A 24185-nucleotide genomic window follows, 5' to 3' on the forward strand; every position below is an offset into this window, starting at 1 on the left:
TCAATACGACGCAAGGGTTGTTCCCCGGTACGGAGTCGGTGGGTTAGGCGCTGGTGTCGGGTTCTCGATCACCGGGCGGTCGAAACGGATATCTAGCGCCTGACGGATCTTGGGGTCGTCCGCACTCATCGGTGCAAGCCCCAGGATTGGCGCCATTTCAGAGATGATCTTCGCCACCACTGGTGCTGCGACCCAACCACCCGTGGCATAGCCAAAGGTGTCTTTCGTGCCCCGTGGCTCATCCAGGGTCGCGAGCACGACATATTGTGGGTCATGCATAGGGAAGGCCGCAACGAAGGAGGAGATCAGGGAGCGTTCAGCGTAGCGACCGTCTTTTGGCTTCTCCGCCGTGCCGGTCTTGCCGCCAACCAGGTAACCTTGGGCTTCTGCCCGGCCACCGGTGCCATGCTCAACCACCAGCCGCATTAGCTTGCGAATATTGGCGGAGGTTTCAGGCGAAACGATGCGGTGAGAAGGCGCCCGAGTGGTCTTTTCATGATCATGGTCGGCCACCAGGGTCGGTGGGTTGTAAACGCCGCCATTCACCATGGCGCCAACCGCGCCAACCAGATGCAGCGGGGTGACGGCGATGCCGTGACCATAGGAAATGGTCATCGTGTTCACGTCGCGCCAGGTGCGCGGCACCAGCGGATTGGCCGCTTCCGGCAGCTCAACTGCGGCGCGCTGGGTCAGGCCCAGATTGCTCAAGAACCGGCGCTGGCCCTCAGTGCCCACGGACATGGCCAGTTTGGCGGTGCCGATATTGGAGGAATACATGAAGATTTCCGGAACCGAGAGCCAACGCTCTTGCGGGTGGAAATCATTGATCGTGAAGCGGCCAACCCGGATCGGGTCGGTGGCATCAACGCCGTCGCGCATGCTGACCCGACCGCTGTCGAGAGCCATGGCAGTGGTGAAAATCTTGAAGGTGGAGCCAAGCTCGTAAACGCCCTGAACCGCACGGTTGAAGCGATGGTCGCTTGGCGCTTCCGCTGGACGCATCGGGTTGAAGTCAGGCAGGCTGGACATGGCGACCACATCGCCGGTTTTTGCATCCAGCACCACGCCGGTTGCGCCAACCGCGCTGAACTCTGCCATGGCATCGGCCAGACGCTCACGCAGAACGGCCTGAACCCGGGTGTCGACGGTCAGTTTCAGTGGCTCTTCACGCTCACGCAGGCGGTCATCAAATGCCTGCTCAACCCCGGCTAGGCCCTCATTGTCGATAGAGGTGAAGCCCAGGATGTGGGCCATGCTGTTGCCCTGCGGGTAGAAGCGACGGGTCTCATCCCGTACGCCAACGCCTGGCAGGCCAAGGCGGTGCACGGCGGCATGCTGCTCTGGCGTCAGGTGCCGCTTGATCCACATGAAGCGGGTATCGCGGGTTAGGTTCTTTGCAAGACGGTCGGCATCGGTGCCCTCAATGACGCTGGCAATCTTCTCAGCCGTCATCACCGGGTCCAAAACCTTGGCCGGATCAGCATAGAGTGAGGCAGTTTGAACCTGGGTTGCGATCAGCACACCATTGCGATCGGTGATGTCAGCGCGGAAGTCACCTTCAAGTGGGGAGGCGATGCGTTTGGCATTAGGGGCGTCCGACAGCGCCACATTCACCAGCTGCGCAGCAACGCCGGTTAGAGCGCAGGCAAACACGGTGGCGGCCAGCATTAGGCGGCCGCGGGCGCGGTTGTGGGCTGGCCGGTCGGTGCTGTCGATCCGATGGCAGCGCATGGTCTTTTGATTGGCGTAATCTGGCGTGCAGGCCAGGGTTTCAGTCGGATCGCGCCGATGCGGCGGCTGATAGCCTTGCTCGGCTGCGGTCGCTGCGGGTTCCTCGGCGGCGCCATAATGCATGGCACCAAACCCTTGGCGATGTTTGTCTAAGCTGCGGGTGGAAGGGCCATTCTGCCCAACCTGATCAAACCCCGTCATATCGGATCTCCCCCCATCCCATAGGTCGCCAGCAAAATGCCGTTCCCATCGACCGTGGGCTTACGCGGTGGTGGTGGCAGCCCAGCGCAGTGGGGTGCCGTTGGGGCAAGCGCGAGCTCTTCTTGCTCGGTTTGCCATCCGGACCAATCGACCAACTGTTCTAGGGTCAATGGCCGAAGCTCTGTCATCTCTAATGCCAGGGTGCGAAGGCGCGCTGGCTGGTTTAGGTGGGCCCACTCCGCCTGCAGCATATGCAGCGCCTTGCGCTCATGCTCGATCTCGGCGGTTAGCTGGTCGCGCTGGTCACGCAGGCCATCAACTCGCTGGGCAATGGCCATCATGGTGCCGGCGGCAACAATGATCAGGCCCAGGAGGGTGAGGCCACTAACCAACTGGCCATGACGCAGCAGGCGCCAGGCCTGGCGTTCAACTTCGCTGCGATCAGCGTCGATGTGATGGGCAAAACCGGTCATGCCGCAGACTCCCAAGCGGGGGCGTCGGTGCGGAATGCCACGCGAAGGCGTGCGGAGCGTGAGCGCGGGTTGCGGGCAAGCTCATCCTCATCCGCCGTGGCGCCATTACGGCCGCCGAGCAGCGGGTTATCCTGGCGACCCGGCAGCCGAAAACTAGGCTGCCGGGTCGTCATCTCCTGCGAATGACCCTGGGGGGAGGGCGTGGGGGTTGCAGGAAGATGGCGGGAACCGCGGTCAGGGGGGGTAGAGCGGTCCCGCATAAACAGTTTTACGATCCGGTCTTCGAGGCTGTGGAAGGTCACAACGGCGAGCACGCCGCCTTCCTTCAACAGGCGCTCAGCGGCGCGGAGGCCGCGCTGCACTTCACCGAGTTCGTCATTCACATGAAGGCGCAGCGCCATAAAGGTGCGTGTCGCCGGATCAATCTTCTGGCCCTTACCGGGCTTCACCACCGCGCGGACGATCTCAGCCAGCTGTAGGGTGGTTTCGATTGGAGCCTCGGCACGGGCATGGACGATGGCGCGCGCGACCTGACGGGCGCGGCGCTCTTCACCCAGCTGATAGATAATGTCAGCGAGCTCTGTTTCCTCGGCCTGGTTGACCACATCGGCTGCGGTCTCACCAGTATCGGCCATGCGCATATCCAGCGGGCCATCGAAGCGGAAGCTAAACCCGCGCTCTGGCTGGTCCAGCTGCATTGAGGAAACGCCGAGATCTAGGACGATGCCATCAACCGCCGATACGCCCTGTTCAGCGAGCAGGTCTTCCATATCGCTGAACGGGCCCTGCAGCAGTTTAAAGCGTGGGCCGAAATCCTTGCTCATCAGGGCGGCGAATTCGCCCACCGATGGGTCGCGATCTACACCGTAAAGCTGACCCAGGCCGGCTTCGAGCATCGCGCGGCTATAACCGCCAGCGCCGAAGGTGCCATCAACCGCCACGGCTTCTTGGCTGTTCGGCATCGCGGCCAAAACTTGGTTTAGCAGAACGGGCAGGTGGGGAGCGGCTGCCTGGTTCATTATTTGCCACCTTCCGCTGGGCTGCGGGCTGGCAGGGTCTGCCCCTTCTCCCGCATCCGCTCGTAAGCGGCGGCCTGATGGGTGGCGAGTGCCTCTGGGTGCCAAATCTGAAACTTGCGACCGAGGCCGACAAAAGCCGCCTGGTCGTCAATCCCAGCATGGGCCGACAATTCTTTAGGTAGGACGATGCGCCCCTCGCCATCGAATGGCAGCGGCACAGCACTACCGAAGATGGTGGTCGCTAGATCGTCATGGGCATCGGAAAACATCTCAAAGCTGTCGATACCTGAGGACAGCTCTTCCATCTGCGCCATCGAGAAGCCCTCAAGCGCGCCCACCTTATGGGATGGGAAAACAACGATGCCTTGGAAGCTTTGGTCGGCGATGGCCGTGCGGAACTGGGCAGGCACGGAAACCCGGCCTTTCTTATCCACTCGGTTGTGGTGTGTGGCCAAAAATAGGGCCATCAACCCATCCCCAAACAGTGGTCGTTCAGCTGATCAAATCTGGCTGTAAAGCCCGCTCACGACCGGTTCCCACAAACACCCCGTTGAGCAGTCAGGCACCGTTCTAGCCCTTGATACCACCGCTACGGGATATCTTGGGGTATCATGGGATTTTATGGGTCGTCAATAAAATGAGTAATAAAAACCCTAGTTTTTCAGGTGTTTTAGCCGATTGTTTGAAGAGATTTTAAATCTGATCCACAGCACTTCTATGCTGCTGAACAGTCAAAACGACGATTTGTTCTATAAATGTTCTGTTTTTGATCTTGTTTTTCATCGATGTTCGCAAAATTTGGCCCATGAATTCCCATGGGTTTGCGATGGAATGCCCAAGCGACGGCGCAGCTGCATCCTGAAGCGCGAAATCGATGTGTAAGGGGAAAAACCGCCAGATGGTCTGTAAGCCGGGTTCTGTCCGGGGTTCAAAGGACCATAAAGTCCAACCCCTGGATGACCATTCATCTGGGGCATCCGTTGCCGAATGCCTCTAGCAACCAACCCGGATAGCGATGCGAAAACCCATCTGGCAGCGGCGGCAAGCCGCTCTGCCCGGCCATCCCTATTCGGTTTTGCTCCCGGTGGGGTTTACCTTGCCGGCCGTCATTGCTGGGGCCGCGGTGCGCTCTTACCGCACCTTTTCACCCTGACCCCCATGCCTAGACATGTGGGCGGTCTGTTTTCTGTGGCACTGTCCCTGGGGTCGCCCCCGCCGGGTGTTACCCGGCACCGTGTTTCCGTGGAGCCCGGACTTTCCTCGACCGGCGGCAAAGCCCCGACCGCGATCATCCAACCATCTGGCGGTGACGGCAATCTAGCCTGGGTTGGCGCTAACGTCGATATCCAGCGTTTGCGCGACGGCTGCAATCAGTCTGCATGTCTCGTCATCCAACTGACCGTTGAGCAGTTTCGGACGGTAACGCCGCTGAAAGGCGATGACCGTGCTGGTTAGGTCGCTGGGCTCGTCCATTAGATACCCAATGTTGCTCAGCGCAGCTTTGGCGGTGTTAGCGTCTAATGTCTCACCTGGCTCATTTGGCCATTGACCAATCCCGCTTACGGCCAGCGCAGCCCAGGGGAATAGCTCGCCTGGGTCCTCTTTTCGCCAGGGCGCCACATCGGAATGACCGAGGATATTTTGCGTGGGTATTGGGTGGCGGTTCAATATGTCTTGGCAGAGCTTAACGACCGCATTGATCTGAACGTCTGGGAAGGCGCGGTACCCGTGCTCATGGCCCGGATTAACAATCTCAATACCGATTGAGCGTCGATTGATCTGCTTAGAGCCTCGCCAGTAGGCGACACCGGCATGCCAGGCGCGTTCCTGCTCATCGACCAGTCGGAAGATGCGGCCATCTTCCTCAACAAGGTAATGGGATGAGACCTTGGCATCAGGATCGCAGAGCCGTTCTAGGGCTTCGGCCCCGCTGGTCATGCCAGTATAATGCAGGATCAAATGATCAATGGGCGCGGCTTCACCGTCCTCCAGCCGGGTGCTGAAGTTAGGTGAGGGATGCTCAATGATGTTAAGGGTGTCGGCCATGGCCCGACCGCTTATCCGCGGAACTTCTCATTCCGGGCGCGCCAGACCTCGCGCTCTTCCTCTGAGGCATAGCGTGGGTCCTCACCAACGCCAAAGCCTTTGAAGTCCATTCCCAGCGGGCGCAGATCCAGGTAGCGCTGGAAGTGCTGGGTCGGTGTCTCGCCATCTTCCAGCCCGCCTTGGTCGCGTTCGGTCAGAATACGCTCCATCGCCTCGGTCAGCAGCGCCATGCGCATATCGGCCAATTCAGCAAAGGCGTTGGGCAGTCCCTGGTCCGATAGGATCTGTGGGCTGTAACGCTCCATCTGGCGCCGGTACTCATGCTCAATCTCAACCGTGGCCTGAGTTCTTCGGACGCCCAGGACCATATATGGGTCAGTGACCTTCTTCGCGTCATGCTGGGCGGCCAGTTGATCAAACTCGACCTTGTTCAGGCCAAAGATCTTCCCGACATCGCGTAGGAACTCAAGCTCAGCGCCGGTGAGGACATGGTCGGCATAGGCGATTGAGAACAGGGCGTCGAGGAGGGCATCCAGTGTGTCATGACGCGCGCCGAAAATCTCAACCAGCTCATCCGCGAACTCTTCATAACCAAAAGAGCTCTTCTTAGCTGTGTTGTAGATCTTGGTGACCTCATCAAGGTTGTCACCATCAATGCGGAACACCTGCCGAAAGACGCGAACCTCATCAAAGCTGCTATCGCCATCGGCAGCAGTCATCTTGGCGATAAGGCTTACCGTGCCAACGAAGAAGGCGAGCTTTTCCTGATCGGTCAGGTCCTCAAGCGGTAACCCGCCTTTCAGCGGATTGCCTTCACCGCCGTCACCGGCAGTGATGCCGTCATAGGCTTCCTTCAGGACATAAGATATTGGCCCATAGGCGGCGGCCGCAACAAAACCGATTGCTACTTTGGCGAGAAATCCAACCACGACAATTATCTACCGAAATGATTGAGAGGGCATAACAGCCTATATGACGCCACGAACCATAGCTTTCTTTGGCGCCAATCGCCAAGCATGCCAATTAACCCAGTAATCATTGCAAAGGATGCGCGGCATTGCCGATACGGCTAGAGTGAAGATGGATGGGGCGGCAAAGGTCGCCATTGCAAAGCTATTGAAGACCTTGCGCAGATTTTTACGCCAAGCAGACGTGAGCGCTCAAAGGCGCGGTCAAGCCGGTATTACCCTGCTTGAGGGCCTGTTGAGTGTGGGCGTTATCGCCGCCGGCCTTGCGATCATCACAACGCTACAAATCGGCCAGATCAACTATGAGAAGGCCGCGGTCGCGGCACAGCAGCACCGGATTGTGCATTATGCCGCCCGGCGATTTGTCCGCGATAAACTCGGCGAACTACTGGGTGAGACGGCCCAGAGGGGCGTGACAGAAATTCTGCCGGGTCGATTGTTGGCCGAAGGCTATCTGCCCGACTTTATGGTCGTAAATGGCGTGCTCCGGTTAAACCCATACGCCCAAACCTACCGGTTGTTAGTCCGCCGAACTGATGGCAATAAGCCGCCGCCAACCTTGGAACTGTTAACCGTTACCGATGGCGGGAAGCCGCTGACCGCAACCGAGGCTGGGCGCATTGTATCCATCGCCGGCGCTGAGGCTGGCAGCATGTCACTTGATGGGACCAGGATCAGTGGTGCTTATGGCAGCTGGGATATTCCTTTAGCTGAGCTTCCGCCGATTTATCGGATAGCGCCCGGAACGCTGGCAATGATCGCTTACTTCCGGTCGGGAACAGGCGCTTATGTCGACGCCTATGCTGTGAATATTCCCTCGCGACGGGATGAGTATGAAGAATTGCCAACCACCGACGCCATCGCCTCGCGTGGTGGGGTTGGCAGTTTGGTCCAGCAGCAACGGGATCGGCTTAACACCCGCCGCAATAATCGCAGCAATACTCAAGCTGAGGAGCCAGTTGGTCGAATTGGCGGGAGTTTTGGTCGTTCGTTTAATGCTGATGCATTTACCAGCCGTGACCGCACAAGCTTCCTGGATGAACCAATCCGTCCAGCCTCAACAAGGCCAGCGCCACGTCGGGCACCCGAGCCACCACCGGAGCCTGAGCCCACCTTCACCCCTATCGCGCCAACGCGCGCGCCGGTGAAGTCAGATAACACCGCAGCGATTGCCGGTAGTGCCTGCGCCCCAGAGCGGTCGCTTGCCATATCAACCGACAACCGGAATCAGACCCTTGTCTGTATAAGCAAGGTTTGGCAGCCCGTGAGCTTGCCGATCGCCTTACATTACGGTGGTCTCAGTCAAACTGGCCCAACGGTAAACAGCCAGCGCTTTACCCTGTCCCAACGTGGCTATTTGGTGGCCGATGCCGCCATTGGCCCGGTTGCCGGACAGCAGGGCATTACGCTTACGGGGAACGCTGGCATTCAAGTTAACGGGGCAGCCTGTCAGAATTCGGTACCTGCCCGCACCGGGGCCAACCGGGGCGAATTCCGATGCGCCCGGGTTTTAGAGCCAGGTGACTATGTTATCGGCTCAACCGACGGCACTGGCGGTGATGCCCGCCGCGCCTATCATCGCCTCTCATTTGTTGTTCTGCCTTACTGATCAAGCGCCATGACCGAGATTTCCATTGTCACCAACCCGGCGGATATCGCCGCCTGTTTTGATATTCGCCGCACCGTCTTTGTCCAAGAGCAAGGGGTGCCGGAGGCTGAGGAGATTGACGGCCTGGATGATCAATGTGTCCAGATTCTGGCCAGGCATAACGGTCTGCCGGTTGGTACCGCACGGATCAAATACCTGCCGGACTACGCGAAGATTCAGCGTGTTTGCATCCTGAAGGAGGCGCGGGGGACCGGCCTCGGCGCTGAGATTATGAAGTTCATGATCGAATATGAGCGGCAGCGCGGTGAGCTCTCAACCATTCGGCTAGACGCCCAGATACAGGCGTTAGATTTCTATCGGCGTCTAGGCTTTGTCGAGGAGGGGGAAGAGTTCCTCGATGCTGGTATCTCCCACCTACATATGCGCCTTGAGTTTGACCGCTAATTCACCCGTCTAAAGATAAGTACCGACCTATGAGTAACACCGCCCCTGATGCGAAGTGGCAGTTTTGGATCGATCGCGGTGGCACCTTCACCGATATTGTGGCCAAGCGCCCTGACGGGTCGCTGACCACCCACAAGCTGCTTTCTGAGAACCCTGAGCGGTACCGCGATGCTGCCATCCGGGGCATTGCCGATCTGCTTGATGCTGAGGCGGTGACGGATATTCCCGCCAGCAATATTGAGGCGGTGAAGATGGGCACCACCGTCGGCACTAACGCGCTGTTGGAGCGTAAGGGTGAGCGGGTCCTGCTTATTGTGCCAGAGGGGTTTAAGGATGCGCTGCGCCTCGGTTACCAGGCACGCCCCCGCATTTTTGATCTCGATATCAAGCTACCAGAGCAACTGTATGAGCAGGTGCTCGAGGTGCCGGAGCGGGTGCGTGCCGATGGTACTGTGGAGACGCCGCTGAATGAACAGGTGCTGCGGCAGGGGCTTGAGGCCGCCTATGCCGATGGTATTCGTGCCTGCGCTATCCTGTTTATGCATGGCTATCGCTATCCAGCCCATGAGCAGGCGGCGGCCAAGATCGCCCAAGATGTTGGCTTCACCCAGGTATCCGTTAGTCATGAGGTCAGCGCGCTGATTAAGCTTGTCGGGCGCGGTGACACGACGGTGGTTGATGCCTATCTCTCGCCCATCCTGCGCCGTTACGTGGAGCAGGTAGCCGGTGACTTAGAAGCCGCCGGTGAAGACGGGCCGCGCCTGTTGTTCATGCAGTCCAATGGTGGCCTGATTGAGGCTGAGCGCTTCCAGGGCAAGGATTGCATCCTATCTGGCCCAGCCGGTGGCATTGTTGGTGCGGTTGAAACCGCCAGAACCCATGGGTTTGACCAGATCATCACGTTTGATATGGGCGGCACCTCAACCGATGTGGCCCATTATGATGGCACCCAGGGCAGCGGGTATGAACGCAGCTTTGAGACCGTGGTTGCGGGTGTTCGGATGCGCGCACCCATGATGGATATCCATACGGTTGCGGCCGGCGGTGGTTCCATCTGCCATTTTGACGGCAGTCGCTTCCGCGTCGGGCCAGAGAGTGCTGGCGCCAACCCCGGCCCGTGCAGTTATCGCCGTGGCGGCCCACTTACGGTGACCGACTGCAATGTCATGCTGGGTAAGTTGCAGGCGGACTTCTTCCCCCGGGTGTTCGGCCCTGGCGGCGATGAGCCCTTGGACGCCGATGCGGTGCGCCACCGCTTTACTGAGTTGGCCGCTGAGATTGCGGATAAGACGGGTGATCAACGGGAACCGGTGGCCGTTGCCGCCGGTTTTCTGCGGATCGCCATCGACAATATGGCCCACGCGATCCGCCAGGTTTCGGTGCAGCGCGGCCATGATGTGACCCGATACGCCCTAAACAGCTTTGGCGGTGCCGGTGGCCAGCATGCCTGTCTGGTCGCCGATGCGCTGGGCATTGAGACGGTGTTGTTGCACCCGTTTGCCGGTGTTCTCTCAGCCTTTGGCATGGGGCTCGCTGATCGTCGCTCCCTGCGTGAGATATCGGTTGAGGCACCGTTGAATGACGAAACCGCCGCCAAGGCCGGAAAGAGCGCCGATGACGTCGGCGAACAGGCGCGGCAAGAGCTGGTGGAGCAGGGCGTAGATCCGGCCGATATCCGGCTAGAGATCCGCTATCACCTGAAATATGCCGGTACGGATAAGGCCCTGCCGGTTGCCGCGGCTGATCCCGCCACGATGGCCAGCGCGTTCAATGATCTGCATCGCCAGCAGTTTGGCTTCACCATGGCCGACCGCGATCTGATTGTTGAGATGGTGGCGGTGGAGGCGATTGGTGCCTCCGGTACTGAGGTCGAGGGCGATAAGTCAGCCAGTTCAGGTAACGCGCCGGCACCCGAGCCAGTCACGGTTGTGCAGGTGTTTACTGAGGATCGGTATCACGACACCGCTGTCTTCAAACGTGATGCTCTAGCGGCGGGAACGCAGATTGAGGGGCCGGCAATCCTGCTTGAGGATACCTCCACCATTATGGTGGATCCGGGCTGGCGAGCGGAGATCCGCGCCTCGGGTGCCGTGGTGATCAACCGCTATCAGGCACGCACAGCAGCCAACGATGTTGAAGCGGGTCAGGATGCCGACGCCAGACCCGATCCAGTGCTACTGGAGGTTTTCAACAATCTGTTCATGGCGATTGCCGAGCAGATGGGCACAACGCTTGAGAACACGTCCTATTCCGTGAACATCAAAGAGAGGCTGGACTTCTCCTGCGCGGTCTTTGATGCCGAGGGCGGTTTGGTCGCTAACGCGCCGCATATCCCGGTCCATTTAGGTTCCATGGGCGACAGCGTTCGCACGATTATCGAACGGCGTGGGGATGGCGTTAAGCCGGGCGACGTTTTCATGCTGAACGACCCCTATAATGGCGGCACCCATCTACCCGATGTCACCGTTATCACCCCGGTCTTTGATGAGGCGGGCACAGCCGTGCTGTTCTACGTCGCCTCTCGCGGTCACCATGCCGATATTGGGGGGCTAACCCCAGGATCCATGCCACCGATGAGCACCCATATCGATGATGAGGGGGTACTGATCGACAATGTGCAGCTGGTTGATCAAGGCACGTTTCAGGAGCAGGTGGTGCGTGATCTATTTGGCGGCGCCAAATACCCCGCTCGAAACATCGAACAAAACATCGGTGACCTGAAGGCGCAGATTGCGGCCAATGAAAAGGGCGTTGCTGAACTCACCAAGATGGTTGGGCAATTTGGCTTGTCACGCGTACGTGCTTATATGCGGCACGTACAAGATAATGCTGAACGCCTGATGCGGGAGGTTCTGGCAAGCCTTGAGGGTGGCAGCCACACCGTAAAGCTCGATAGCGGCGCCAACATCAGCGTGGCAATCACCGTTGACCAGGCCGCACGCGCCGCCACCATCGATTTTGCTGGGACCAGCGAGCAGCAAGGCAGCAACTTCAACGCCCCTGCCGCTGTCTGCCGGGCTGCGGTGCTTTATGTGTTTCGGACCCTGATCGATGCTGATATTCCACTTAATGCCGGTTGCCTAAAGCCTCTGGATATTCGCATTCCCGCCGGCTCAATGTTGAACCCTGACTATCCGGCTGCGGTGGTGGCCGGGAATGTTGAGGTCTCACAATGCGTAACCGATTGTCTGTTTGGCGCCTTGGGCGTTCTGGCCTCGGCCCAGGGGACGATGAATAACTTCACCTTCGGCAACGATACCTATCAGTATTATGAGACGATCTGTGGTGGTGCTGGTGCCGGGCGTACGTTCGATGGCTGCGGGGGCATACACACCCATATGACCAATTCCCGCCTTACCGATCCTGAGGTGCTGGAGGCAAGGTATCCCGTGTTGTTGGAGCGGTTCTCTCTGCGACACGGGTCGGGCGGCGTTGGTAAGCATCAAGGTGGCGAGGGTGTCATCCGCCAACTTCGGTTCTTAGAACCTATGCGGGCCTCGATCCTATCTAATCGGCGGATTGAGCCACCCTTCGGCTTAGAGGGCGGCGCACCAGGCGCCCCTGGCAAAACCTATGTCCAGCGATTAGACGGCAGCCAGCAGATGCTGGGCAGTACCGAAAGCGTAGATATGGAAACCGGTGAGCTCATCACTATTGAAACGCCAGGTGGTGGTGGTTTTGGCGTGTGATCTCGTCTTCTACCCCCATAGTCTAGGCCATCAGAATATTGCGTTGCGGATCGATCGCGCATGAGATGCGTACTTCATATTGGCGCTGAGAAGACCGGCTCAACGGCCATTCAGACCTGGTTGAGCGGGAACCAGTCGCAGCTAGAAGCGCATGGGGTTTTTCAAAGCCGGGTCATGTTACCGGGTGTAAATCGCGAACTCGCTGCGTGCTTTCAAGATGATCTAGACGACCTACATGCTGCCAATGACATCTTTGATGAAGAGCAGCGGCGGGCTGTGTGTGTCCCCTTTCTGGAGAGGCTATCTGCTGAGATCAGGGTCGAAAGCTCTCGCTTCGATCGAATGATTGTCTCGTCGGAGCATTTCCACAGTCGTTTCAGGAGCGAAAAATCCATTTCAGCTCTGGCTGGTTTTCTCAACGCTCATTTCACGAGTATCCGGGTCGTTTGTTACCTGCGTGAACAATCTGATGCCCGGCTATCGTTGTACTCAACGGCCCTGAAGTCTGGCTCTCCCTTGGGGCTGGTTGAGTTCAATCAAAGGCTATCAGACCTAGGCCTGGACACCGTTTACTATGACTATAAGGCAAGCCTCGATCGCTGGGCTGCCGTCTTTGGTCGAGAGAACCTCTTGGTTCGTCGGTATGGGGCTCAGTGGCTAGAGTGGGGAGATAGCCGGCGTGATTTTCTTCGTCACGCCTTGGGCATGGCTGATGAGGCCGGCTTTAACTTCTCTACCAAGGTTCAGAACAAAAAGCTCACCGCCGATCAGGCCAAGGTGCTTCGGCTCTACAATAGGCGCCAATCAAGTGGTGGTCAGGCACCGGTAGTATCTGCTGACGTTATGGACGCTATTTTATCCAATCCGCTTTTGCTGGGCGGTGTGTTGTCTGATCCAGGCGCTGTGGAGTTTGCTAATCAGTTTGTCGCTGGAAACCGAGATCTGTCACGAGACTATATGGACGGTGAGCCACTATTCTCGCCGACGTCTGCTGATCAGACCGCCTCGGCGTCTGGGGCACCTCGATTAATCTCAGATGAACAGGCATCTGAGATTGTTGATCGGCTTGAGTTGATTGACGCCTTTGATCAGAGCTCCAACTAGAACGCTTTCTGGGGCTCTGTGGGGCTAGTCATCCAACCGATGCCCATCTAGGCGGTCGGCCTCAATCTTCTTCTGTGCCGCTGTTTTCGACTTCTCAGCCTTGGTGCGGCCATGGGCGGTTCGGTTGGCCTCTGCCTGCTTAGCCTTTTCTTCCCGGGCCTTTTGCTTGCGGGCCTGGCGAAGATTGACGATGTCGGCCATGTCAGTGATCCCGTTCGGCGATAATTTCGGTGAGGATGTAGAGGCGCAGCGCGCTGGATAGGCTGCCGGTAGTTGTGTTACTGGCATCAGCCCCCGACGTTGTCGTTCTGGCGCTATCAATCCGCTCAATCAGCGCGGTCAGGGTGACGCCGTCGCGTTTGGCCAGGCGGTTGAGCTCTTCCCAGAATAGTGGCTCCAAACTAACCGATGTCATATGCCCGAACAGGCGCACCGAGCGCTTGCGCACGGTTTGATCGATCACGGGTTCGGAAAGCAGGTCGCTCGACATGCGATCAAGCATATCGACCTAGCTGATAAGCGGGAAGTCCCGATGCCTTAGGCGTTGCGGATATGATCTGGCAGGCCGATCGCACCGGTGGTGTCGGCGCCGTCGAGCCGTGCACCATCAAACAGGGCGCCGGTTAAGTCAGCATTGCGCAGGACCGCACCCGATAAATCCGCGTCCTGAAGATTGGCCCGGCGCAGGATAGAACTTGTGAAGTCCACATCCCGAAGGTCAGCCTGCACAAAACTGGCACCAGATAGGTTGGCCCCAGCGAAGTTCGCCTCACAATCCACCTTACCCTCGGGGCGGCGGACGACGAGCGGCGAGCAATCGGCACGGTCAAACTTACCGTTCCGCAAGTTTGCCTCACACATAACAATGCCGCGGAGGTCACCACCAACTGCGGTTAAGCCAGGCGCGTTGGAGGCGGTAAGGTCAGCCATGGCGAGCTTAGAGCTATCCATCTTGCCGCCACGCAGTAGGGTTAGGCAGAGGATGGCAGCAGACAGCTCAACGCCCTCCAGCGTTGCCTCACTCAAATCATAGCGGCTTAGATCGGCACGCTTCCCGATCCGGCCCAGGCTCTCAATCCATTGGGCGTGCTGCTTGAGGACTGAGCGCAGCGCCTCCTCCAAATTCTCCAGCTGCTCAGACATCTTCGCCTGGCTTAGATCGGTGCGCCGGACCTTGGCACCCTCAAGAATGGCAGCGGTCAAATCGGCGCCGTCCAGATTGGTGCGGTCAAGAATGGCGTTAGCAAAGTTGACGCCCTGCAGGTTGGAGCCAGCGAAGTTGGCGCCGGTCAGGTCTGCCCCCTCCATTTCAGCACCACGCAGGTTGCAGTTACTAAGCTCTGCATTGTTCAGCCGGGCATTGGTCATGTCGGTAAGCGACATATCCGCGTTATAGGCCAAAACATCGGTCAGGTTGGCACCCTTCAGATCAGCAAACCGTAAATCCGCCTTCTGGAAGGTGAAGGTGCCATCGGCATGCTCAATCACCCCCTCACGGAGGTCGGCACCACGCAGGTTGGCGTGCCGCAGATTGGCGTTGCGCAGACCAGCCGCGCGAAGGTCGCTATTGGCTAGGTTGGCGCTCGATAAATCGCCATCGGTCAGCTTGGTGCCGAACAAATTGACGTTGGAAAGGTCGGTGCCTTTCAGATTGCTGCCTGACAGGTCGCTGGATGCCAGCTCGGCCAGAGCCAAATTCTGATGAGAGAAATCGAGTTGGCTGACGTCATGGCGCGTGAGGTCGAGCCGTGGCCCGCCCCGTCGGTTGGCCAGGTATTGCTGATGCTCGGCAATCAGATTGTCGAGCTGCTCTTGGTTTAGCCGACTTACCGCCTCGGCGCCGCCGGCCTCCGCCAACATTGATACGGTGCTATCACCCATTCAAACAGTCACCTTAAAACGCCTACAATGGCGCTAAACACTTAATCAAATCTGACTTTTAGGCATGGCCCGTAAAAGCTTGAGATAAGAGTGTTACAAATACTTTCAGCGTTTGCGTCAAATCAGCTATGACCGATTTCGGCGGGGCTTACAAATACTTCAATTTTAGCTTTTTTAAGTCTAAATCGCATTTTGCGAGAACTTGGCTGGCGCAAGCAGTTGATCCGCCTAGAGAAAGCATTTTGCCTGTCTCAACTTGCCGCAAAAAACGGAAATCCTGAGAAAACTGGATTTTGGCTTAAGCGCCCCGGTTAAGAGGCTGCCCGAACGGTGGCCAGCTTCGCCCCAAAGCCGATGAAGACGAGGCCGGTAATCCCGTTCAACCAGCGCTGAGCCCGGTTGCTGCTGGTGAGGGCGGTTAATCGATCAAGCACCAGCACCATGGCGCAAAACCAGATGGCGTTCAGCAGTGAGTGGATGAACACCAGGGTGAAGGATGATGCGGCCGAACTGGCACCGAGATTAATGAACTGTGGGAAGGCCGCGAGGTAAAACATCGAGACCTTTGGGTTGAGGGCGTTGGTCAGCAACCCCTCCATAAACGCCTTGCCCAATGTACGCGGGCGTTTGGCGGGCTCCGTCACTTGTGGTGCCGCTGCACCCTTATAGGCGGCGATCAACGCCTTGATGCCAATCCAGCAGAGATAGGCGGCCCCAAGATACTTCACGATGGCAAAGGCGGTGGCCGATTGGACCAGGATGATCGAGATGCCCAGCACCGATAACGCGCCGTGGAGATAGAAGGCGGCAACAAATCCGCCGACATTGGCAAACCCAGCCAAACGACCAGAGGTGGGCACCGTCTTGGCGATTAACACGCCGTTGGGTCCCGGCGACATCACCAACAGGCTGGCAACAATGGTGAAGGCGATGATTTGCGACCATTCCATTGTTGTTCAGCCCTCCAGCCTCATTCGTTTGCCTCGCCTTAGTCCTTCGGGGCGATCATCTCTTCCGGCTTGATCGCGGCCCGGAATTCCTCGGCTGTCATCAGCCCCATGGCGACGCAGGCCTCTTCCAGGGTTGAGTTGTCCTCAAACGCCTTCTTCGCCACCTTGGCGGCGTTGTCGTAGCCGATATGCGGGTTCAACGCGGTAACGAGCATTAGGCTCTCACGCATCAGTTTCTCAATCCGCTCAGGATTGGCGGTGATGCCAGCAACGCAGTTATCGGTAAAGCTGTTGCACGCATCGGCGATTAGGCGGATCGACTGCAGCACATTGTAGATCATCACCGGCTTGAAGACGTTCAGCTCAAAATGACCGTTGGAACCGGCAATGCTGACCGTTGAGTGGTTACCCATCACCTGGGTGCAGACCATGGTCATGGCCTCACACTGGGTTGGGTTCACCTTACCCGGCATAATCGATGAGCCAGGCTCATTCGCAGGCAGGGAAATCTCGCCAATCCCGCAGCGTGGGCCAGAGCCGAGCAGCCGGATATCATTGGCAATCTTCATCAGGGAGACGGCCAGCACATTCAGCATGCCTGAGGTCTCAACCAACGCGTCATGGGCGGCCAGCGCCTCAAACTTATTGGGTGCGGTGACAAAGGGTAGGCTGGTGATCTCTGCGACAGCGGCGGCGAAGCCTTCAGCAAAGCCACGCTTTGAGTTGATGCCGGTACCCACGGCGGTACCGCCCTGGGCCAGTTCCAACAGATGCGGCATGCAGGCCCGGACGCGGGTGATGCCATTCTCAATCTGCTTAGCGTAGCCGGAGAATTCTTGGCCAAGGGTCAGCGGGGTCGCGTCTTGCAGGTGGGTCCGGCCGATCTTGATGATCTCATCAAACTCACCCGCCTTCTCACTCAGCGCGGCGTGCAGGCGCTGCAGGGCGGGGATCAGCTCATGATGGATCTGCTCAACCGCTGCGATATGCATCGCGGTTGGGAAGGTGTCGTTTGAGCTTTGGCCACGGTTCACATGGTCATTTGGGTGCACCGGGTCTTTTGAGCCCAGCGTACCGCCCAGCATCTCAATCGCGCGGTTGGCGATCACCTCATTGGTATTCATGTTCGACTGGGTGCCGGAACCGGTCTGCCAAACCACCAGTGGGAAATGGTCGAGCAGGGTAAGGTCGATCACCTCTTCCGCCGCATCGGCGATGGCGTTGCCGATTTTGTCTTCCAGCGCGCCAAGCTCAACATTGGTGACGGCCGCCGCCTTCTTAACGATGCCGAGGGCCCGGACCAGCGGCGCTGGCATGGTCTCTCCACCGATCTTGAAGTTGATCAGCGAGCGTGCGGTCTGCGCGCCATAGTAACGGTCATTGGGAACCTCGAGCTCACCCATGCTGTCGGTTTCGATGCGGACGTCTTTTGCGGTCATGGCCTGAATGATGATGTGGATCGGCGAGAAAAGGACGACGCAGTTGTAAGGCGGCACAACGCCCAAGGCAATTCGCTAATTGGCGGAAGCTGAGTTGCCGTAACCACTTGCCCTTCGGCAGAAAGCAGCTAGCTTCCAAGCTGTCGCTGAAACCAAGACCGACCTGTACGCTTCATGGCCCTACCTACCGATTTTGACGATTTGGTTGAGACCCTGGAATTCCTTGATGATTGGGAGGAGCGCTATCGCTTCATCATCGATCTGGGCAAGGATTTGGAACCACTGCCCGAGGCCGCCTATGCCGATGAGAACAAGGTCAAGGGCTGCATGAGCCAGGTCTGGATGACCTATGATAAGCGTGAGATTGAGGGGCAGGCGGTAATCCATTTCGCCGCCGATAGCGACGCCCATATCGTGAAGGGGTTGATCGCCGTTCTGATCGTGCTGTTCTCTGACAAAACACCGGAACAGATCCTCGCCGTCGACATCGATGCCGCCTTCGCCCAGTTGCAGTTGGAAGAACACCTAAGTCCCAACCGTCGCAACGGCTTCTTCTCCATGATCGACCGCATCAAAACCGTCGCCGCTCTCGCCCAGGCGGCTTAAGTTCGAGCTGAAATCAACAGAATCTCGCTGCGGATGGGGTCATTCCGTGCTACATATCTTGTAGTGCAGTTTTGATGCTTGGGTTTTTGATATGCCCGATAGGTTAACGGCTGGTTGGTTGAGCGTTATCGCGTTTCTGGCGCTGTTAACGGCTGGCTCAAATGTGCTCGCCCAGACGCCTCGGGAACTTGGGGAGCCCCAAACAATTTCCTTGGATGTTGAGGTTCACGATATCCAGCGTGCCTACGGTGTTGAGGACGGGATCTGTGCATACCTCTCAGGCCGCCTCCGGTTCTCAACGGAGCAGGGTCTGATTTTTCCGGACGAGATCACAGTTCCTGAATGGCAGCCAGCGACAGCAGAAGAGCTCGCCTTTTTTAGGGAGCGCGCACGACTTTTTGCCGTGAGCCAAATTGGCTTCATGGAATGGGTGCAGGTCACGTTTTTTGACGACAGTAGTACGACGCCAAAATGGTCTTTCCAGCTGCCTCCGGGGCAGAGCCTTGAAGCCACCGAGGTAACGATCGCGGGTGAGAGTACTCGGTTAATACGGCTTAGCGACCCGCATATGTGGCGTTTTTCTGTTCGGAAACACGGAGCAATCATCAACTATAGGGGCAATGGCCCTATGGTGAGCCCATACGATTTGGACCGAGCGCCAGAGCTTATTGAGGGCCTCAATCTCTATAATCTTAACCATTTGGAAGGCCTCAACATTTTGCACGTGCCTAATGTTGGATTTGTGCCTGCGAACGACGTGGTCATCTACCAAGGCGAGCCCTATGGCGTTCGTGCAGATGTCGGCGGGCCGCTATCACTGTCTAAGGGTTTTAGCCCGCAGCCTTGGTTAGCCCTGAGTGATGACCAAGTTCGTGCTTTGATTGAACCTCAGGAAAATCTGAGGGGGCGCGTACTGGTATCGCCGTTGAAAGAGTTAGGGCTGCAAAGAAACGGCAATGGAAACTATTGCCATTTGTACTTTCCTGGACAGCCGCGGCAACAGTCTTGGCTCTATGGGATCAGCCTGCCTTAGCCATCTCGGCTAAAGCTGTTGGGCGGCAGTGTTAGGACGTGGAATGATCAGCGATGCGTTGTTGAAACTGCCCAACCTTGCGGGCAGAGGGACCCTTTGGATTGTTATCCTGCTGCTGGCGTTTCAGCCCCTTGCTGCGTTCGCAAGCCCGGATGAGCGCGGTGGCTCTGTCTCGGGTTTGGTTCAGCTTGAGTTTGAGCTCGACGATTTCCAGCTTCAGCGGGGGGATGAGGACGGGGTTTGTGGCTTCCTGGCGGCCAACCTTCGCTTCTCGAGTGATCTTGGGCTGATCTACCCGGAAGGCGTGACGCTGCCGGAATGGCGCCCTGCAACTGAAAAGCAGCAGGCCTTTTATCGAGACGCGCTTTGGCAGCTCCTCATTGAGCGATATGGCCTGCTACAGGGGTTGTATGCGCATTACTTCCAGCAGGACCAGCTCTATAAGTGGTGGCGTGTCTGGTTGGAGAGCGGTCTGTTTCTTGAAACAGCTGACGTGCCACTTGGTGATCAGACGGTAGCCTTAGTGCGTGTTAGCGATCCGCATGGCTGGGCGTTTCGCTTCCATGGCTCACATCCCCATCTGATTTATCACGGTGCCTCTAGGATCGTGCATCCGTTTGAACCAAGCCCGGATGCTGAGAGTTTCAGTACCCTGTTTATGGATAACTCTGCCCTTGTGGGGTCGGCCCCCGCCACCGAGATCATCTTTTACGAAGACCAGGCCTATGCTGTGTTTTCGGGCCCGTCCATAGGGCTGTCTGGTCAACCGGGATTGTCCAGGTCTGACTACCTGCAAATGACCGATGAGGCCTATCAAGCTAGGGTGTTGAGCACGTCAATGGTTGGGGGGAAGGTGAATTTGGCGCCGCTTAATCAGCTTGGGTTAAGCGACTACAACGACTTCGGCTACTGCGAGCTCGCGCTTCCTGCCTCGCAGAAATGAACTCAACTCAATTCGTCAGATTTCAGACTAGCCTAGCGGTTTAGGGCTTCTTATTGGCTGTGCAGTTTGGGCTGATTGGGGTGCCGCTCAAATCTGGGGGCGCTGAGCCCTCAGATTTCTTGGCCGTGCCTGGATCATCCTTTGGCGTTTCTGGCTTGGGCGCTTGGGGCCCGCTCGACAGAATGGGGCGCTTCCATTTTGCGATGGCGTCTGCCGTCGTGACATCTGGATCTTCGCGGTCTTTGAGAATTTGTTGAATTTCGACAGCGCAGCTACCGCATTGGGGTCGGGCGCCGTGGCCTCTGAAGACATCGCGCACAGACCGGGCGCCCTCATCATCAATGAGTTCCTCTAGTCTCTTTTCACCAATTCCGGTGCAGCGGCAGACATACATAGGGTGGCGGTGCCCTCAAAGGTCGATGGACACACCATGGCCGCTGCTGATGAAAGCTTAGATGATCAGTTTCACCGCGATGGTCAGCATGACCAGCCCGACAATCACGTCGAGGATGCGCCAGGCGGCGGGCTTGGCAAAGATGGGGCGAAGTAGGCTGGCGCCGTAGCCGAGGGCGAAGAAGAAGGTGAAGGATGCCGTGACGGCGCCGATGCCGAAGATCGCCTCTGCCCCCGGATACTGGGTCGAAATTGAACCCAGTAGGACCAGCGTATCCAAATAAACATGCGGGTTCAGCCAGGTGAGTGCCAGCGTGGTGCCGAGCACGGGCTGCCAGGCGCCGGGGGCCTTATCCGCCGGGTTCAGGGCACCACCTGGGCGGGTCGCCGACCAAAACGCGCGCAGGCTATAGACCAGCAAGAACGCGGCACCACCATAGCGGAACGCAGGCTCAATCCATGGGGCATTGGCGGTGATCGCGGCAAAGCCAGCGACACCGGCGGCAATCAGCAGCGCATCAGATGTCGCGCAGGCAAAGCACACCATCATTACATGCTCACCCCGCAACCCCTGACGCAGAACAAAAGCGTTCTGCGCGCCAATCGCGATGATCAGGCTGAGGCCGAGAAAGAAGCCGGGGAGGAATGCACTCATGGGGCCTTGGTCGTGTTTGTATTGATAGCCGATGGATGGTTTCAGATATCGCGATGCCGCTCGATAAGTTAAGCTCAAAAATCTTTTGTTCGTTTAGAAAATCTAACCATGTTGGATTACCAGGCCCTCTCGGCCCTCACCGCCATTATCCGCACCGGCAGCTTTGAGAAGGCAGCGCGTCAGCTTGGTGTGACCCGCTCGGCTGTTTCCCAACGCATTCGCCAGCTGGAGGAGCGGATGGGCACCGTGCTGATCAAACGCGGCCAGCCCTGTACGGCGACCGAGGCTGGGCATCGCCTAGTGCAGCATGTGGGTGAGGTTGAGCTTTTAGAACGGGCGGTGCAGGGCGACCTTGGTGAACCGGCACCGCTTGCCCAGGCCACCACGGTTCGGATCGCGGTGAATGCCGACAGCCTTGCCACCTGGTTCGTTGCGGCCCTCGCCGAGGTTGACGGGCTGCTGTTCGATCTAGTGGTGGATGATCAGGATTACAGTGCCGACTGGCTTGCCAAAGGGGAGGTGGTGGCGGCGGTTAGTAGTCAGGCCAAACCGGTTCAGGGCTGCGATTGTCGTCCGCTCGGCGCGCTGCGCTACGTGGCGACGGCGAGTCAGGGCTTTATCGATAAATGGTTCGCTGACGGTGTGACTACACAGGCGTTAGAGCGGGCACCCAGCATGGTGTTCAACGTGAAGGACCGGTTGCAGGATAACTGGGCGCAAAGTGCGGTGGGGGCGGAGCCTGTTCTGCCGAGCCATTTTCTACCCTCAACGCAGGCGTTCATTGATGCCGCCCAGGCTGGGCTCGGCTGGGGCATGAACCCAGAGGTGCTGGTACAGCCCTTGATTACCGATGGATGCCTTGCGGAGTTGGTGCCCGGCCATCCGCTGGATGTGCCGCTCTACTGGCATTGCAGTCGCCTGGCGGCCCCGGCCTTAAGCGATCTAAACAAGGCCGTTCGGGAGATTGCGCACGCTAAGCTTGAACCCCTCGAGGATCAGTTGGATTAGGCCCGAACAGCAATTGGGCGCTTGTGTTTTCATCAATGGCAGCTAGGGTCGCGACTAGTCCATTTGATTGATCACTTTTGCGGTCGTTCTCCCTATGCCCGACGGATCAATAACGGCTGATTTGCTTCGGCCCTCTGCGGTTCTGCCGTCTGGTCCCCTGCCAAACCTGGCGGGCACGGCCGAGACTCCGCAATCTGGACCTTTCGGCATTCTAAAGCAGGCCCTAGAGGGGCTTGGGAACGCACTTCCGTCAAAGAGAGCCGTTGCACTCTCCATCGCCCTGACCAGCGTTGTGGTGCCCACCGCCGCCATGGCCTGCGATCTGCGGGCCGGTATCCCACCGGTTCCATCGAATGAGTTCTTACCGACAACCCCAGGCGTCGAGTGCATCTGGTTTGACAGCCCAGTGCTGGCTGAAACCGCACCGATTAATGAGAATACTGTAACGCGTATCTGTGCCAGGGATGGTGTTGATCGCTTCAGCCGGGGCGTGTCGCCACTGGGTGAGGGACCGCCAAGCCCAACCCCAGGTACGCCTGCCCGTGATCACTTCATCGAGCTGCACCGCGACCTCGCCAATTTAAGCTTCCGCCTAACCCGGGCGGCGCAAGCCGTGAACCCAGAGTTTGAGATGCCAGAGGGGCATTTCCGGTCCAAGCCACTGATGCAGCAGTTGAGATCGGTGCTGTTTCCGGGTGGGCGTGCCGAGGCGTTGGAGCGTGAAACCAACGCGGTTCGATCTGTGCTTGAGGCAGCCGGGCAAGAATTGGATCCCGGCCTCTGCACCGATCTGCAAGCGGCGATGGAGCGGGCGGTCAATGGTGATCAGCTAGCCGACCGTCGTCGAAGTATCCTGCAATATGACCAGGGCTTCGCTTCAAACCTCAACCAGCTCTACCGCGAGTGGCAGCGGGAGGAAGATCGGCGGCAGCAGCGGTCGATGCCGCCGCCTGGTCAGCGGCTCTAAGGTTACCGGTCGACCTAGTGGTTTAGGAACTCATCCCGGGTGATCTGCCGGTCGTAATTGGCATCCATGGCGGCAAACTCGGCACGGACCATCCGCTCCATAGCCTCTGGCCCGTCATCCTCAACATTCTCTGCCGCTTCTAGCGCCTGGATCGTGTTGCGACAGGTCGGGCTTAGCTCGGCGAACTCATCCTCCTCATCGAACTCTTCTGAGGCCTCGGCGGCTTCCTCTGCAATGTCAGCCTCGATCATCTGCCGGAACTCGGCGATTTCAATCCGGCCATCACCGTTCATATCGACCTCGGCGAAGAATTCGGTCCGCTCTGCCTGTTCGATGGCGATTAGCTCGGGGTAGCTCAAGCGTTGGTCGCGGTTCCGATCCATTTCGGCAAAGTCTTCCCTGATCCAGTCCATCCCCTCGGACAGTTCTTGCTGGAACTCTGCCAGGATCCGTTGGGCATCATTAGCGCAACCATTGAGGCGCCCCATGGCCTGTATCTCCCGCGCTTCCATCAGGTGCTCCTGGCGGTGGAAGGCTTCGAACTCACCGAACACCACCTGGCCATCGAGGTTCTGATCCATCTCTGAGAACCAGACGCGCATCTCGCTCTGGGCCTGGGCACTTGATTGCCCGCCCAGCTGCCAACCAACGGTTAGGGCCACAATCGCCGCCGCCGCAATCGCGACCGGTTGATAGCGCTGCCAGGCCGATGGTTTTGCCAGCGGGGGCGTATTGGCGGTCTCAACCCGGCTGCGGATATACTCGCTCAAGCTTTGGCCAGCATCGGCGGCATCGGATGCCCAGCGCTGCTTGGTCTCCGGTGCGACGCGGAATTCAATGGTTTCGGTTTTCTTGCTCATGGCCAAATCCTCCATTCGCTTAAGCGGGCAGTTGGTGCGTTGCCAATCAGGTGGCGGTTATTAGAACTGCCGTTCAAAACTGCGCCCATGAGGCCGCAGCCCGGGCCCAAGTCGCAACCATTATCGTGCCAGAACAGCGGCAAAATTTTGTCCGGACATAAGTTTT

At 58.2% G+C, this 24185-nt stretch carries 23 protein-coding genes and 1 other RNA gene; 9 read left to right on the top strand and 15 right to left on the bottom strand.

The genetic code is table 11. The features are described 5' to 3' along the window. The 7 genes from KI792_02430 to KI792_02460 form a co-directional block, all read right to left on the bottom strand. Positions 1-1932 (bottom strand): penicillin-binding protein 2, encoded by a 1932-nt coding sequence (locus KI792_02430; protein ID MBV6631872.1) that lies wholly within the window; start codon positions 1930-1932, stop codon positions 1-3. Then, positions 1929-2405 (bottom strand): hypothetical protein, encoded by a 477-nt coding sequence (locus KI792_02435; protein MBV6631873.1) that lies wholly within the window; start codon positions 2403-2405, stop codon positions 1929-1931. The genes KI792_02430 and KI792_02435 overlap by 4 nt, the downstream gene beginning before the upstream one ends. After that, positions 2402-3424 carry a 16S rRNA (cytosine(1402)-N(4))-methyltransferase RsmH gene (gene rsmH / locus KI792_02440; protein ID MBV6631874.1) on the bottom strand — a complete coding sequence of 341 codons (1023 nt, stop codon included), beginning with the start codon at positions 3422-3424 and terminating at the stop codon, positions 2402-2404. The genes KI792_02435 and rsmH overlap by 4 nt, the downstream gene beginning before the upstream one ends. Beyond that, a complete protein-coding gene (gene mraZ / locus KI792_02445) occupies positions 3424-3891 on the bottom strand; it encodes a division/cell wall cluster transcriptional repressor MraZ (GenBank protein MBV6631875.1) in 468 nt (155 codons plus the stop codon). Before mraZ ends, rsmH begins: the two co-directional genes overlap by 1 nt. 423 nt (positions 3892-4314) lie before the next feature. Further along, positions 4315-4728, bottom strand: an RNA gene (rnpB, locus tag KI792_02450) — RNase P RNA component class A. A gap of 13 nt (positions 4729-4741) precedes the next feature. Further along, complete coding sequence (locus tag KI792_02455; GenBank protein ID MBV6631876.1) at positions 4742-5470, bottom strand: N-acetylmuramoyl-L-alanine amidase; 729 nt, start codon at positions 5468-5470, stop codon at positions 4742-4744. Between the two features lie 11 nt (positions 5471-5481). Beyond that, positions 5482-6399: a TerB family tellurite resistance protein gene (locus tag KI792_02460; GenBank protein ID MBV6631877.1), complete on the bottom strand. Its 918-nt coding sequence runs from the start codon at positions 6397-6399 to the stop codon at positions 5482-5484. A gap of 223 nt (positions 6400-6622) precedes the next feature. Here KI792_02460 and KI792_02465 point away from each other — a divergent pair, with 223 nt between their 5' ends. The 4 genes from KI792_02465 to KI792_02480 all read left to right on the top strand — a co-directional run bounded on the left by KI792_02465 (position 6623) and on the right by KI792_02480 (position 13284). Then, positions 6623-8047: a hypothetical protein gene (locus tag KI792_02465; protein ID MBV6631878.1), complete on the top strand. Its 1425-nt coding sequence runs from the start codon at positions 6623-6625 to the stop codon at positions 8045-8047. A 9-nt stretch (positions 8048-8056) separates the two neighbouring features. Continuing rightward, positions 8057-8491 (top strand): GNAT family N-acetyltransferase, encoded by a 435-nt coding sequence (locus KI792_02470; protein ID MBV6631879.1) that lies wholly within the window; start codon positions 8057-8059, stop codon positions 8489-8491. Between the two features lie 29 nt (positions 8492-8520). After that, complete coding sequence (locus tag KI792_02475) at positions 8521-12180, top strand: hydantoinase B/oxoprolinase family protein (GenBank protein MBV6631880.1); 3660 nt, start codon at positions 8521-8523, stop codon at positions 12178-12180. Positions 12181-12354: 174 nt separating this feature from the next. After that, positions 12355-13284 carry a hypothetical protein gene (locus KI792_02480; protein ID MBV6631881.1) on the top strand — a complete coding sequence of 310 codons (930 nt, stop codon included), beginning with the start codon at positions 12355-12357 and terminating at the stop codon, positions 13282-13284. 24 nt (positions 13285-13308) lie between these two features. On the opposite strand, the gene KI792_02485 is transcribed toward KI792_02480, so the two are convergent. The 5 genes from KI792_02485 to fumC all read right to left on the bottom strand — a co-directional run bounded on the left by KI792_02485 (position 13309) and on the right by fumC (position 17554). Beyond that, positions 13309-13485, bottom strand: coding sequence for a DUF4169 family protein (locus tag KI792_02485; GenBank protein MBV6631882.1), 177 nt, complete (start codon positions 13483-13485; stop codon positions 13309-13311). A 1-nt stretch (position 13486) separates the two neighbouring features. Next, positions 13487-13786: a ribbon-helix-helix domain-containing protein gene (locus KI792_02490; protein MBV6631883.1), complete on the bottom strand. Its 300-nt coding sequence runs from the start codon at positions 13784-13786 to the stop codon at positions 13487-13489. Positions 13787-13821: 35 nt separating this feature from the next. After that, positions 13822-15165, bottom strand: a complete 1344-nt coding sequence (locus KI792_02495; GenBank protein ID MBV6631884.1) for a pentapeptide repeat-containing protein — start codon at positions 15163-15165, stop codon at positions 13822-13824. Positions 15166-15476: 311 nt separating this feature from the next. Next, positions 15477-16115 (bottom strand): LysE family translocator, encoded by a 639-nt coding sequence (locus KI792_02500; protein MBV6631885.1) that lies wholly within the window; start codon positions 16113-16115, stop codon positions 15477-15479. Between the two features lie 38 nt (positions 16116-16153). After that, on the bottom strand, positions 16154-17554 hold the full coding sequence (gene fumC / locus KI792_02505) for a class II fumarate hydratase (GenBank protein ID MBV6631886.1): 1401 nt from the start codon (positions 17552-17554) through the stop codon (positions 16154-16156). A gap of 174 nt (positions 17555-17728) precedes the next feature. Between fumC and KI792_02510 the strand changes: the two genes are divergently transcribed. From KI792_02510 to KI792_02520, 3 genes are all read left to right on the top strand, one after another. Continuing rightward, entirely contained in the window at positions 17729-18160 is a 432-nt protein-coding gene (locus tag KI792_02510) for a SufE family protein (GenBank protein MBV6631887.1), read from the top strand. 91 nt (positions 18161-18251) lie between these two features. Further along, positions 18252-19193, top strand: coding sequence for a hypothetical protein (locus KI792_02515; protein MBV6631888.1), 942 nt, complete (start codon positions 18252-18254; stop codon positions 19191-19193). 43 nt (positions 19194-19236) lie between these two features. After that, complete coding sequence (locus tag KI792_02520) at positions 19237-20136, top strand: hypothetical protein (GenBank protein MBV6631889.1); 900 nt, start codon at positions 19237-19239, stop codon at positions 20134-20136. Positions 20137-20176: 40 nt separating this feature from the next. Here KI792_02520 and KI792_02525 read toward each other — a convergent pair whose 3' ends face one another. Beyond that, entirely contained in the window at positions 20177-20530 is a 354-nt protein-coding gene (locus KI792_02525) for a (2Fe-2S)-binding protein (protein ID MBV6631890.1), read from the bottom strand. A gap of 57 nt (positions 20531-20587) precedes the next feature. Next, on the bottom strand, positions 20588-21184 hold the full coding sequence (locus KI792_02530) for an amino acid transporter (protein MBV6631891.1): 597 nt from the start codon (positions 21182-21184) through the stop codon (positions 20588-20590). Between the two features lie 108 nt (positions 21185-21292). Here KI792_02530 and KI792_02535 point away from each other — a divergent pair, with 108 nt between their 5' ends. Then, positions 21293-22192 (top strand): LysR family transcriptional regulator ArgP, encoded by a 900-nt coding sequence (locus tag KI792_02535; protein ID MBV6631892.1) that lies wholly within the window; start codon positions 21293-21295, stop codon positions 22190-22192. A 94-nt stretch (positions 22193-22286) separates the two neighbouring features. Beyond that, a complete protein-coding gene (locus KI792_02540; GenBank protein MBV6631893.1) occupies positions 22287-23159 on the top strand; it encodes a hypothetical protein in 873 nt (290 codons plus the stop codon). A 14-nt stretch (positions 23160-23173) separates the two neighbouring features. On the opposite strand, the gene KI792_02545 is transcribed toward KI792_02540, so the two are convergent. After that, on the bottom strand, positions 23174-24019 hold the full coding sequence (locus tag KI792_02545) for an EF-hand domain-containing protein (protein MBV6631894.1): 846 nt from the start codon (positions 24017-24019) through the stop codon (positions 23174-23176). Positions 24020-24185: the final 166 nt, after the last annotated feature.

This window comes from Alphaproteobacteria bacterium SS10, from assembly GCA_019192455.1.
Classification (GTDB): domain Bacteria; phylum Pseudomonadota; class Alphaproteobacteria; order TMED2; family TMED2; genus TMED2.

Coding starts and splice junctions, on each gene's coding strand:
- KI792_02430 (MBV6631872.1), bottom strand. CDS start 1,932: ATGACGGGGTTTGATCAGGTTGGGCAGAATGGCCCTTCCACCCGCAGC.
- KI792_02435 (MBV6631873.1), bottom strand. CDS start 2,405: ATGACCGGTTTTGCCCATCACATCGACGCTGATCGCAGCGAAGTTGAA.
- rsmH (MBV6631874.1), bottom strand. CDS start 3,424: ATGAACCAGGCAGCCGCTCCCCACCTGCCCGTTCTGCTAAACCAAGTT.
- mraZ (MBV6631875.1), bottom strand. CDS start 3,891: ATGGCCCTATTTTTGGCCACACACCACAACCGAGTGGATAAGAAAGGC.
- KI792_02455 (MBV6631876.1), bottom strand. CDS start 5,470: ATGGCCGACACCCTTAACATCATTGAGCATCCCTCACCTAACTTCAGC.
- KI792_02470 (MBV6631879.1), top strand. CDS start 8,057: ATGACCGAGATTTCCATTGTCACCAACCCGGCGGATATCGCCGCCTGT.
- KI792_02475 (MBV6631880.1), top strand. CDS start 8,521: ATGAGTAACACCGCCCCTGATGCGAAGTGGCAGTTTTGGATCGATCGC.
- KI792_02480 (MBV6631881.1), top strand. CDS start 12,355: ATGTTACCGGGTGTAAATCGCGAACTCGCTGCGTGCTTTCAAGATGAT.
- KI792_02485 (MBV6631882.1), bottom strand. CDS start 13,485: ATGGCCGACATCGTCAATCTTCGCCAGGCCCGCAAGCAAAAGGCCCGG.
- KI792_02490 (MBV6631883.1), bottom strand. CDS start 13,786: ATGCTTGATCGCATGTCGAGCGACCTGCTTTCCGAACCCGTGATCGAT.
- KI792_02495 (MBV6631884.1), bottom strand. CDS start 15,165: ATGGGTGATAGCACCGTATCAATGTTGGCGGAGGCCGGCGGCGCCGAG.
- KI792_02500 (MBV6631885.1), bottom strand. CDS start 16,115: ATGGAATGGTCGCAAATCATCGCCTTCACCATTGTTGCCAGCCTGTTG.
- fumC (MBV6631886.1), bottom strand. CDS start 17,554: ATGACCGCAAAAGACGTCCGCATCGAAACCGACAGCATGGGTGAGCTC.
- KI792_02510 (MBV6631887.1), top strand. CDS start 17,729: ATGGCCCTACCTACCGATTTTGACGATTTGGTTGAGACCCTGGAATTC.
- KI792_02515 (MBV6631888.1), top strand. CDS start 18,252: ATGCCCGATAGGTTAACGGCTGGTTGGTTGAGCGTTATCGCGTTTCTG.
- KI792_02520 (MBV6631889.1), top strand. CDS start 19,237: ATGATCAGCGATGCGTTGTTGAAACTGCCCAACCTTGCGGGCAGAGGG.
- KI792_02525 (MBV6631890.1), bottom strand. CDS start 20,530: ATGTATGTCTGCCGCTGCACCGGAATTGGTGAAAAGAGACTAGAGGAA.
- KI792_02530 (MBV6631891.1), bottom strand. CDS start 21,184: ATGAGTGCATTCCTCCCCGGCTTCTTTCTCGGCCTCAGCCTGATCATC.
- KI792_02535 (MBV6631892.1), top strand. CDS start 21,293: ATGTTGGATTACCAGGCCCTCTCGGCCCTCACCGCCATTATCCGCACC.
- KI792_02540 (MBV6631893.1), top strand. CDS start 22,287: ATGCCCGACGGATCAATAACGGCTGATTTGCTTCGGCCCTCTGCGGTT.
- KI792_02545 (MBV6631894.1), bottom strand. CDS start 24,019: ATGAGCAAGAAAACCGAAACCATTGAATTCCGCGTCGCACCGGAGACC.